The 11,394-nt window shown below is 53.1% G+C and carries 11 protein-coding genes; 1 reads left to right on the top strand and 10 read right to left on the bottom strand.

Annotated elements, in window-relative coordinates; genetic code table 11:
• Window positions 1–2: 2 nt before the first annotated feature.
• From ACO0LC_RS16130 to pabB, 7 genes are all read right to left on the bottom strand, one after another.
• Window positions 3–395: a VOC family protein gene (locus ACO0LC_RS16130; protein ID WP_423004846.1), complete on the bottom strand. Its 393-nt coding sequence runs from the start codon at window positions 393–395 to the stop codon at window positions 3–5.
• Window positions 396–458: 63 nt separating this feature from the next.
• Window positions 459–824 (bottom strand): SLOG family protein, encoded by a 366-nt coding sequence (locus tag ACO0LC_RS16125; protein ID WP_423004844.1) that lies wholly within the window; start codon window positions 822–824, stop codon window positions 459–461.
• The gene (locus tag ACO0LC_RS16120; RefSeq protein WP_423004842.1) at window positions 824–1,627 is read right to left on the bottom strand and encodes an ABC transporter ATP-binding protein; all 804 of its coding nucleotides are present in this window, start codon (window positions 1,625–1,627) and stop codon (window positions 824–826) included. The genes ACO0LC_RS16125 and ACO0LC_RS16120 overlap by 1 nt, the downstream gene beginning before the upstream one ends.
• A complete protein-coding gene (locus tag ACO0LC_RS16115) occupies window positions 1,627–3,456 on the bottom strand; it encodes an ABC transporter permease subunit (RefSeq protein ID WP_423004840.1) in 1,830 nt (609 codons plus the stop codon). Before ACO0LC_RS16115 ends, ACO0LC_RS16120 begins: the two co-directional genes overlap by 1 nt.
• Window positions 3,456–4,505 carry a branched-chain amino acid ABC transporter permease gene (locus ACO0LC_RS16110; protein WP_423004838.1) on the bottom strand — a complete coding sequence of 350 codons (1,050 nt, stop codon included), beginning with the start codon at window positions 4,503–4,505 and terminating at the stop codon, window positions 3,456–3,458. Before ACO0LC_RS16110 ends, ACO0LC_RS16115 begins: the two co-directional genes overlap by 1 nt.
• A 97-nt stretch (window positions 4,506–4,602) precedes the next feature.
• A complete protein-coding gene (locus tag ACO0LC_RS16105) occupies window positions 4,603–5,766 on the bottom strand; it encodes an ABC transporter substrate-binding protein (RefSeq protein WP_423004836.1) in 1,164 nt (387 codons plus the stop codon).
• Between the two features lie 238 nt (window positions 5,767–6,004).
• Window positions 6,005–7,888: an aminodeoxychorismate synthase component I gene (pabB, locus tag ACO0LC_RS16100; protein WP_423004834.1), complete on the bottom strand. Its 1,884-nt coding sequence runs from the start codon at window positions 7,886–7,888 to the stop codon at window positions 6,005–6,007.
• Between the two features lie 199 nt (window positions 7,889–8,087).
• On the opposite strand from pabB, the gene ACO0LC_RS16095 reads away from it, so the two are divergent.
• Window positions 8,088–9,398 carry a diguanylate cyclase domain-containing protein gene (locus tag ACO0LC_RS16095; protein WP_423004832.1) on the top strand — a complete coding sequence of 437 codons (1,311 nt, stop codon included), beginning with the start codon at window positions 8,088–8,090 and terminating at the stop codon, window positions 9,396–9,398.
• A 4-nt stretch (window positions 9,399–9,402) separates the two neighbouring features.
• On the opposite strand, the gene ACO0LC_RS16090 is transcribed toward ACO0LC_RS16095, so the two are convergent.
• The 3 genes from ACO0LC_RS16090 to slmA form a co-directional block, all read right to left on the bottom strand.
• Window positions 9,403–9,846 carry a DUF962 domain-containing protein gene (locus ACO0LC_RS16090; RefSeq protein ID WP_423004830.1) on the bottom strand — a complete coding sequence of 148 codons (444 nt, stop codon included), beginning with the start codon at window positions 9,844–9,846 and terminating at the stop codon, window positions 9,403–9,405.
• 40 nt (window positions 9,847–9,886) lie between these two features.
• Complete coding sequence (locus ACO0LC_RS16085; RefSeq protein ID WP_423004828.1) at window positions 9,887–10,660, bottom strand: helix-turn-helix transcriptional regulator; 774 nt, start codon at window positions 10,658–10,660, stop codon at window positions 9,887–9,889.
• An 82-nt stretch (window positions 10,661–10,742) separates the two neighbouring features.
• Window positions 10,743–11,318 carry a nucleoid occlusion factor SlmA gene (gene slmA, locus ACO0LC_RS16080; RefSeq protein ID WP_423004826.1) on the bottom strand — a complete coding sequence of 192 codons (576 nt, stop codon included), beginning with the start codon at window positions 11,316–11,318 and terminating at the stop codon, window positions 10,743–10,745.
• Between the last annotated feature and the right edge of the window lie 76 nt (window positions 11,319–11,394).

The raw sequence follows: 11,394 nt of genomic DNA, 5'->3' as shown, positions 1-11,394 counted from the left end.
AGCTACTCGGCATGATGGCAGCAAACACAAAGCTTGTTGCCATCCGGATCGCGGAAGTATGCACCATAGTAATTCGGATGATAGTGCGGACGCAAACCCGGTGGTCCTTCGCAAGTGCCGCCATGTGCGAGTGCTGCGTCGTAGGCACGCTGCACCGTTGCACGTGACGCAGCCAGCAAGGCCACCATCTGGCCATTGCCATGTTCGGCGGCTTCGCCGTTATAAGGTTTGCCGATGACAAATAAAGGGCGTGGCTGGTCTGCAGGCATCCAGCCTGCCCAGGGCTTGTCAGCATCCTTGAATTTCAAGACCAGGCCCAACTCAGCCATGAGAGCAGAGTAAAACGAAAAAGATTTATCAAAATCCTGTATGCCTGTGAATACATGGGAGATCATGCTTTTTCCTTCGTGCTGATTGTGATGTTTATTTGGTCGTGGCGTTTATTTGAATGTGGGATTTTACTGCGTGAAAATCTTGACCGGTATCTGCGCCTGCCCGGCAAGTTCTACCACATGCTGAGTACCACGGGCGCAACCAGGTTTGCCATAGTCTGCATGAAAAGCCAGCACCAGGTCTATACCCGTTGCCAGCATCCTGACATTCAAGCCCTTCCATCCCTCACCAGGAAATGCGCGGTAATCAGCATTGGTCTTTTTCATAGCTTCGACAGTAAAACCAAATTCCAGTGCAACTACTTTGGCATGCGCATCTATGCCGGGGGTATCACCGGTAACGATGATGGTCGCTGGCGGTAGCTGAGCCAGTTCGCGGCAGATTGCGGCCTGGCTCTCCCAACTGGTAGATCCTGTGATCAATACTCTCACTAGTGATTCTTCCTGGCCAGGCCCAGGTAGGTATCGATCACACGCTGGTCATTCGCCAGTTCTGCGGCATCACCTTCGAGCGCAATCTGTCCGGTCTCCAGTACATAGGCATAGTCAGCCACTTGCAGGGCGGCGCGGGCGTTTTGCTCTACCAGTAAAATTGCGACGCCGGTTTGCTTGAGGCGCTGGATGATGTGAAAAATTTCCTTGACGATCAGCGGTGCCAGACCGAGACTGGGTTCATCGAGCATCAGCAATTGCGGCTTGGCCATGAGGGCGCGACCTACTGCCAGCATCTGGCGTTCACCGCCTGAAAGTGTCCCTGCTTCTTGCGTGCGTCTTTCTTTGAGTCGTGGGAAGAGATCGAATACCACATCGAGCTGGTCGGCATAATTCTTTTCACCTGCCTGGTAACGGCGGTAACTGCCGAGCAAGAGATTGTCTTCCACCTTCATGCTGGCAAATAGTTCGCGTTTTTCCGGGACCAGGGACATCCCTTGTGCGACACGGTTTTCTATACTGACGCTGGCGAGATTTTTGTCGGCCAAAAGTATCTGCCCGCGCATACTGCCATTTGCAGGCAAGGCACCGGCGATGGCATTGAGCATGGTCGACTTTCCAGCACCATTCGGGCCGATGACAGTGACAATTTGCCCGGCACCTACACGTATATTGGCAGCCTGCAAAGCCTCGACCTTGCCATAGAATACTTGCAGGTCCTTGGTTTGCAATAAGGCCGGTTCCGACAGCGATGTCGTTGCCAGGATGACTGGCGTGGCTTCTGGAGTATTTGTGTTCGTCATCAATCTATCCCACCCAGATAAGCTTCCAGCACAGCCGGATTTTGTTGTACATCTTGCGGCAAGCCTTCGGCGATCTTGGTGCCGAATTCCATGACCACTAGTTGATCCGTCAAATTCATGACGAAATCCATGTCGTGCTCGACCAGCAGGATGCTCATGCCTTCTGCACGCAGTTTGTGCAAGAGTTCGGCGAGTTCCTGTTTTTCCTTATAACGCAAACCGGCGGCTGGCTCATCGAGTAACAACAGGCTGGGGTCACAACACAAAGCCCGCGCGATTTCCAGTATGCGTTGCTGGCCCAGGGCCAGGCTGCCTGCTTCTTCATTGATCAGATGCGCCAGGCCTACTCGTTCCAGCTGTTTTTTCGCCTCGGCCAGCAGGGAATTTTCTACCTTGCCATCACGCCGCAAAATGCTGGCGATGACTTCCATGACGTCGCCGCCCTTGGCACGCAGATGGGCACCTATCGCGACGTTTTCGAGTACCGTCATACTGGCCAGCAAGCGCACATGCTGGAAGCTGCGGCCTATGCCCAGTTTGACGATTTCACGCGAAGGCAGGTTGGCGATATCCTGCAGTTTGCCATCACGGTAAAAGCGCACAGCACCGCTGGTCAAAGGCAAAACGCCGGTGACCAGATTGAACATCGTTGATTTGCCTGCACCGTTAGGGCCTATTAAGCCAACGATCTGTCCTGCGCTGACGGTGAACTGCATATCATTGACAGCAACCAGTCCACCAAATTGCTTGCGAGCCTTGTCGATTTCCAGGATGACAGTACCGACAGCTGGTTTGGCGCGCACTGGCAATACCGCCGCATCTGCGACTACCTGTATGCCCTGATCTTCTGGTAGCCATTTGGCCAACAGACGCTTGCTCCAGCTGGCCAGATAAGGCCAGACCCCATCGCGCGCACGTTGCAGCAGCAAGACCAGCAAGACGCCAAACACGATAACTTCAAAATTGCCATTCGCCCCCAGCAATGCAGGCAAGATGCTTTGCAGTTTGTCTTTGAGTAGCGTCAGCAAAGCTGAACCCAGCAAAGCTCCCCAGACATTGCCAGCACCACCAACCACGGCCATGAACAGATATTCGATACCTTGATTCAAGCCGAAAGGTGTGGGATTGACTGCGCGCTGCATATGCGCATACAGCCAACCGGAAACACTGGCAAGCATGGCAGCGATAACGAAGATGATAACCTTCATGCGCGCCGTATTGACGCCCATGGCTTCTGCCATGACACCACCGCCCTTGAGTGCACGTATGGCACGGCCAGGGCGCGATTGCAGCAGGTTCTGTATCGCAACTATCGCCAATAGCAAAATCACCCAGATCAGGCCAAACATGCTGCGACCGCTGTCTAGCTTGAGGCCTGCGATTTGTATAGCCGGTATGCCATTGAGGCCATCGTATTTGCCGAGGAATTCCAGGTTACCGAACAGGAAATACAGTGACAGGCCCCAGGCGATAGTCCCTAGTGGCAGATAGTGGCCAGACAGGCGCATGGTAATCATGCCTATCGCCAGCGCTGCCACCATGGTCAGCACCAGGCCAGCCAGCAAACCCAGCCAGGGTGAATAACCCAGGGCCGTACTCAGATAGGCAGTGGAATAAGCCCCCAGGCCGACGAACGCTGCCTGCCCAAAGGAGGTCATGCCGCCTACCCCGGTCAGCAAGACCAGGCCGAGTGCGACGATGGCATACAGGCCTATGTAATTGGCCAGGGTGATCCAGAATTCTGGTACTGGCAATAGCGGAAACAACAGGGCCAGTGCCAGCAATACCCATTTCCCGTGTTTGATACCCTTGGTGAGGAGTGCTTTCATTATTCTTCATCCTCATCAGTGTGTTTGCTGGAGAGCGAGCGCCACAGCAAGACCGGGATAATCAGGGTAAATACGATGACCTCCTTATAGGCACTGGCCCAATAAGATGAATACGATTCCAGCAAACCCACCAGCAAGGCACCCGCTGCTGCCACAGGATAAGACACCAGTCCACCAACGATAGCACCGACGAAACCTTTGAGGCCGATCAAAAAGCCACCGTCGTAATACACCGTGGTCATCGGTGCGATCAAGACGCCACACAATGCGCCCATGGCTGCGGCCAGAGTAAATGCCAGACGGCCAGCCTGCGTGGTACCTATGCCCACCAGTTGCGCACCGAGGCGATTGACGGCAGTAGCACGCAAGGCCTTGCCAGACAGGCTGCGCTCAAAATAGAAATACAGCGCAGCGATCAACAGAGCAGAGACAGCAATCACCACCAGGCTTTGACCAGATACCTGCATGGCACCAAGTTCAAAGCGTGCATCACTAAAAGCGGTCGTGCGTGAACCCTCGGCACCGAACATGACCAGGCCCATGCCAGTCAGGGCCAAGTGCACACCGACAGAAACGATGAGCAAGACCAGAGTGCTGGCTTCTGCCAGGGGTTGATAAGCCAGGCGGTAGATCATGGGGCCCATGGGCACGACTATCGCCAGCGCCAATAAGACTTGTGCAAACAGCGACCATTCCTGTGCGTTGACATTACGTGCCAATAACCAGACTGCCACAGGAAACAGCAACAGCTTGCCTGCGGACAAAGCCAGTGCCTTGGTATTCACGGGCTGTTTGCTGCGTAATTGTGTATAAATTTCCTTGCCCAGGCATAACAAGCCGAAGGCCAAGAGCAGGCTGGCAGAATGCGGGAACTTGCCCGACTGTATTGCAGCCAGACTGAGCGCACCAAAGGCGACAAACTCACCTTGAGGTATGAAAATAATCCGTGTAACGGAAAACACCAGCACCAGCGCCAATGCCAGCAAGGCATAGATGGCGCCACTGGTAATACCATCCTGAGCGAGGATGGCGGCAATTGAAAAATCCATGTCAACCTGACTTTCTTGCTTACTCGTGTGGCATAGCCTCAAATTATGGGCCGAACAAAAAGGGAGCCGCAGCTCCCTTGATTACTTCATCAATACATCAGTTAGCCAGACCGATCAATTTCCATTTGCCATTGACGATTTGCACCATGACGCGGGAACGCTGGTCGAAGCCCAGATGGTCAGTATCCGTCATATTGACGATGCCATGCGAGACGGGCAGATTCACCGTGTTTTCCAGAGCGGTACGCAAGGCTGCACGAAATTCTTTAGTACCAGGCTGTGCCTTTTTCAAAGCCACGGTCGCTGCAGATTCCAGCAACAAGCTGGCATCCCAGGCATGACCACCAAAGGTGGAAACAGAACCTGGGCCATATTCTTTTTCATAGGCCTTGGCATAGCGCATGGCAGATTTTTTGACTGGATTATCATTCGGTAATTGTTCCGCCACCAACAAGGGGCCTGCTGGCAACCAGGTACCCTCGCAATCCTTGCCGCAAACCCGCAGGAAATCGTTATTGGCGACACCATGGGTCTGGTAAATCTTGCCCTTGTAGCCGCGCTCTTTCAAAGTTTTTTGTGGCAGGGCTGCTGGCGTACCGGCGCCAGCAATCAAGACGGCATCAGGATTGGTCGCGAGGATTTTAAGGATCTGGCCAGTGACAGAAGTGTCACTGCGGGCAAAGCGCTCGTTGGCGACCACTTTGAGCTTGCGCAATTCAGCGATCTTGGAAAATTCTTTGTACCAGCCTTCACCATAAGCGTCAGCAAAGCCTATGAAAGCCACTGTCTTGACGCCAGCATCATTCATATGACCGGTAATCGCGGTCGACATATGCGAATCATTTTGCGGGGTCTTAAATACCCAGTAACGCTTGGAATCAACAGGGGTAACGATAGCGGCGGATGCCGCCATGGAGATCATCGGTGTTTCATTTTCTGCCGCCACATCGACCATGGCCAGGGAATTAGGTGTAATGGTAGAACCGATGATGATGTCGACCTTGTCTTCGGCGATCAGCTTGCGGGCATTTTTGACCGCCGTCGTGGTATCGGAAGCATCATCGAGCACGATGTATTCAACCTTCTTGCCAGCGATTTCTTTAGGCAGCAGGGCAAAGGTATTTTTTTCAGGAATGCCCAAAGAAGCTGCGGGGCCGGTGGCCGATACATTGACACCAACCTTGATCTGGGCATGGACATTGCCTGCCAATACCAGCGATAACATGGCTGGCAAAGCCGCCAGTAAAAACCGTTTCTTCATGGGTAGTCTCCTGTTTTGCGATTATTTGCTTATTTATATTTTACTTATTTGCCACATTAATCAATATGCAATTTGCCGACCGATCGGTCGGTTAATTTTTCCCAGTGTAACCTTTCCCAGGCGCAGGCACAATATTTAAGCAGGGTCAATTACCAAGGTGCCATGCCTTAATTAGAATTCATCTTTATACTTCAGATAGACAAGTCCTGGCAGCTTTGCTTGCATCTAATTGTTCAAATCAACAACACCAATCAACAACAAAAGCCCCACGCAAAGAATTACACAACATTATTTGCTCTGCCGCCTGCAGATCTGCCCGCGTCAGGACTTGCTCCACTAGCTGATAACGCCTGTCTTCCAGCAAAATCGCCCGCATGATGCCGGGTAATACGCCGTCTGCCAGGGGTGGCGTCAGCCATTTGCCGTTCAACTTGAGCAAGACGGTGCTGCGCCCGCCTTCAGTCAGATGCCCGTGCTCGTTAAAAAACAACATATCAAAAGCACCCTGCTGCTCTGCCGCCTGCCAGGCCTGGTCGTATTGCTGTCGCAAACTGCTTTTGTGGTACAGAAACAAATTGCGACTGTCGCTGGCAGTGCTGGCCAGCATCACTTTTGGGCTGGCAGGCATGGGGCTCAGCACAGCGGTACGCACATCAATCTCGCCATCTGGCTGCAAAGTCAGGCGTAATCTATGCGCTATACCTGAGGGCAAGGCATCACAGACTCGTTGCAGTGCCAAGCTGATCTGTGCTTCATTCCAGGCAAAGCCAAAATACAGCGCAGATGCTCTCAGGCGTTGCAAATGCCGGGCTTGATGACGGCAACCTTCTTCCAGCGTCGCATGCATGGTTTCAAACAATTCAAACTGCGGCAGCAAACCAGTCAGGAAACGTGCTTTCAGATGGCATTCGGCATATTCTTCCTGCGCCACGCTGTCGTAGACGATACCAGCACCGACACCCAGCACACCACGGCGCAAGCCAGGTTTGGCATCCACCAGTGGTGCTTGCAGTTGCAAAGTGCGGATAGGTACGGACAGGCAAAAATCGCCCGGAGCACCCATCTGTGCAGGCGGGTCAAACCAGCCTATGGCCCCTGTATACAGGCCACGCGGCTCGGCCTCCAGTTCACGGATAATTTGCATGGTGCGGTACTTGGGCGCGCCAGTAATCGAACCGCAGGGGAACAAGGCCGTCAGTATCTGTCCCAGATCCAGGCCATCCTGCAAGTCTGCCTCGACGGTAGAGGTCATTTGCAAGACACTGGAAAAGCGCTTGACGTCAAATAATGAGGGCACCCTGACCGTGCCGGTTTTGGCAATACGGCCCAGGTCATTCCGCAGCAAATCGACGATCATCAGGTTCTCGGCGCGGTTTTTGCTGTCGGCAGCGAGTTCGGCTGCCAGGCGCTGATCTTGCTCGGCGTCGCCAGTCGCTGCTGCCGTACCCTTCATGGGGCGGGCCAGCAGTTTTCCCTGTCGCTGACGCACGAATAACTCAGGTGACAAAGAGACTACTGCCTCGCCATCCGGCAGGCAGATCAGGGCACCATAAGGCACGGGCTGGCGCTGACGCAAACGACTGTATAGCGTCAGTGGCGTGCCATAACTGTCAAAGTGCAGGCGATAGGTGTAATTGACCTGATACGTGTCACCAGCGGCGATATAATCCCTGACCCTGGCTATACCTTCCTCGAACTGGCTGGCATCCACATTGGCCTGTATGCCGGCTATCCCGGCTATGCTGGCTATTTCAGCGCTATCGTCGCACGCGGTCTGGGTTTGCAAAAAAGCAGCGACTTGCTGGCTATCCAGAATATGACATTGCCTGAACAAAAGTATGCGCGAGACTGCAGGAGCAGCATACTCAACAATACCCTGCAGCTGCGCACCACTTTCATAAGCCAGCAAAGCCAGGGCAAAGCTACCTTGCTGCAAGGCCAGTTCGGCGTTGCGCCATAATGCTGGCCATTCTTGCGCTGTACTGCAAACCAGTACACTCTGCAAATCACAATAAAAACGGGATTGCGCCTCTTGTGCATGGGCATCATCAAGCAAGGCAAAGCATTCCCCTGTCTGAGGCAGAGGAAAAGGCAAAACTGGATTGTTGGAAAAATCTGACACGCGGTTTCAAACTCACATAAAGATGTGCCGCAGTTTACTCGCAGATACCGGATTCTGCATAAAGCTGCACGCAAAGTCTTCAATAAGAGTAGAAGTATAGTGTCATGGCAATTTTTATGACATGATTCTGGCAGATAGGTATAGTCGCTGATATTCACTACAGCCAGCAATTTCCAAAGGGCAATTCGCAATATTTCTCATGCAAAATACTTATTTCAGGCTGCCGATGGCAAAACGGATTTTTCGTCAGAATCTGCAGGGCATGACCCTGGCCTTGCTGGTGGCATTGTTGCTCGCCCTGACCCTGTCCACCTACCTGCTACAAAGAAATTTGCGTACCGAAGCCTTGTATAAGGTCGATATCCTGGCCAGCAATATGGCCGATGCCATGATCGCCAATGATATGCGGCAATTGCAAAGCCTCTTGCTCAATGCGACCAATACCCAAGACTTGCAAACTGTCTATGTGTTTGACAAGAATGGCCAGCCACTGCTGGCCTGGACATCCCAGGGGCAATTGATCAAGACCAGTGGCATAGAAGCCGCAACACTGTTCAGACACCACGCTGTGGAACAACATGTTAGTCAATTTACAGCCATCAGCCCGGTGCTGAGCGGCACCAGCATCAATGGCCAAGTGCAAATGCAGTTGAGCGCCTGGCCACTGTACCAGCACTTCTTGTTGTTTTTGCTGATAGCTGGTTTCTTGTCCATCTTTATTGCCGCGCTGGCAGCGTATTGGCTGACCAATAAGCAATTGCGGTCCATGCAGCCCATCATGGAATTAAGTGTGATGGCTGAAAAAGTGGCGACGCTTGGGGACTATAGCCTGCGTGCACCACAAGACCCGGAACATGAGCTGGGTAGCCTGAACATGCATTTCAATCTCATGCTGGCCCGTATGGAAGCTTGGGAAAACGATATGCAAAGCGAAGCCAAGGAAAGGCGCGAAGCCGATAGCCGTCTGGCGATTTTGAATAATCACGACAGCCTGACCAAACTGCCCAATCGCCACTATTTCCACAGGCTGCTTAGCAATTGCCTTGAAGATGCGGTCGCCAATAATGAAATAGCCGCCCTGATGTTCATAGATCTGGACCACTTCAAGGGTCTCAGCGAAAGCTTTGGCTATGATGCAGGCGACCTGATCCTGGCAACCATGGCCAACCGCCTGTGTGGCGTCTTGCGTAGCACCGATACCCTATGCCGTGTCGATGGCGATGAATTCGCCGCCATCATGCCCAATGTTGGCAGCCTGGAAGTGGTAGAACACCTGGCAGACCGCCTGGTCAAGGCCATCAACCAGCCCATGACCTTGCGTGGCCAGCAAATTGTACTGAGCGCCAGCATAGGCATAGCCTGCTGCCCCCTGCATGCCAAGGAGCAGCGGTTATTTTTACATCATGCAGATATTGCGTTGAAAGCCGCCAAGGCCAGTGGCCGCAATACCTGGCGCATGTATAACAATGACTTGCCCAAGACTTCACAGGCTGTGCAGTTAAGTATCTGATGCTTCAATAAGCAATGTGCAGGCGGCGATATAAAAAACTCAGCACGAACAAGGGGCCTATCAGCAAATAGCGCAGGTCATCAAAGAAAGATGGTTTCTTGCCTTCTATCTTGTGGCCTATGAACTGGCCTATCCAGGCAACGACAAAGATACCCAGCGAGATTTGCCACATCAGGTGTTGCGGCAGCTGCGAGAGTATCCATAGCATCGTGCCTGACATAGCCAGCATGCCAACGGCAAATGGCACCGACAGTGTCATATAATATGCCAGCGACAATAACGTGGCTGCCAGCGCTGCCAGCGGATGCACGGCCCAGATCAGGCCAAGGAAGGACAGCACGATGACGGGTACGCAAACAAAGTGGATCAGTTCATTGGTGGGGTTCAGATGGCTTTCGCTGTATTTGGCCAGCAATTGCTCTATCTGTCTGGAATTGGTTTCTTGCATGAGAGTCTCCTGAGTATTGTTATACCCCCAGAGTAATCCATCAAATAGCATCCTGCTTGAACGCAATCGCCATCCTGTGTAATTCTGAGGGTGCTACCCCCATCATGCTGCGGAAGGTGCGGCTCATATGCGCCAGATCGGCAAAGCCGGACGCATGGGCAGCCGCTGTCATATTATTGCCCTGCGCAACAGCTGCTACGGCATCCACCATGCGCGACCATAGCAGATAGCGCGACAAGGACATGCCGGTTTGCTGGCGAAATAAATGGGTGAAGCGGCTTTCTGACAAATGCACCAGCCTGGCCAGGCTCTCACCATTGCAATCCAGCCCGTGGCTGGCTACAATGGTATCCAGTGTGCTGAGGATGCGGCTATCGAACGATGTGCTGGTCTGACTGTGTGGCAAGGCACAACTTTGCCAGGCTTGCCGTATCTGCAGGGCTGCTGCCATGTCCAGTGACTGATGACGATTGTCAGCCAGACTGGCAAGCAACGCCTGAAATTCTGGCTGAGACTCAAATCCTGCCTGTAAATCAGTTGCCTTCAGCTTCACTGCTTCAGGCATTTCCAGGAACAGATGCGCCAGCATGCCGCCATCGCTATCTATCTGATGGGCATCATGCGGGGCAAAACTGGCGCTGCGGCTGACTGTCCAGTCATGCTCTGACTGCAGGCGGGCGCGAAATGGCCGCTCCAGGCCGTAAGTGAGTTGCAGCGCATAATGGGTATGCAGGGACGAATCTATACCCGGTGAAACCACCAGGGCAGCGCCACGCCATAGGAATAAACGTCCGGGTTGCTGGGGCGACTTCATCAGTGGCTATAAAAATCCTGTGTGAATAAAACACGGACTATGATGCGTCAGCCAGCGATGAAGTGCAATCCTGCCTGATTGATTAGCGCAACAGCAAGGCTGTATGCATGGCTGCCTGCTCAGTCGGCAACAACTTGAAACCCGTCTTGGCAAAACGTAACCAGCGTCCCATGACAAAGCTGCATAAGAGGCTGGCACGGGCTTGCGCTTCTTCTTCGGCAAAATGCCCCTGGCTGGCAGCCAGGCGCAAGGATTGGCGGAAAGCCATCTCCATGCGCTCAGCCAATTGGTTCATGCGCAATTGCAGGCGTTCATCTTCATTCACCAGGGCATCACCGATGAGCACGCGGGTCATACCGGGATTGCGCTCGGCAAAATTGAGCAACATCATGATGATGGACTGGGCTTGCACCATGCCATCTTCCTGGCTTTCATTGATCTGGTTAATCAGGCCAAAGATGGAAGACTCGATGAACTCGATCAGGCCTTCAAACATTTGCGCCTTGCTGGCGAAATGGCGATACAGCGCCGCTTCAGACACTGCTACTTTGGCAGCCAGGGCAGCGGTCGTGACCTTTTCACCTTTGGGATGCTCAAGCATCGCCGCCAGCGTCTGGAGTATCTGTAATTTACGTTCGCCGGGTTTGGTGCTGGCCATATAGTGTCAAATAGTGGATTCAAAAAGGAGATGCAGGCAAGCTACACCCGGGGCGAGATTCTAAAGACCAGCCCGC

The sequence above is a fragment of the Undibacterium sp. JH2W genome (assembly GCF_049340425.1).
Lineage (GTDB): Bacteria > Pseudomonadota > Gammaproteobacteria > Burkholderiales > Burkholderiaceae_D > Undibacterium.
Note: the sequence above shows the minus strand (reverse complement) of the source record. Positions and strands in the feature narration are given on the sequence as shown.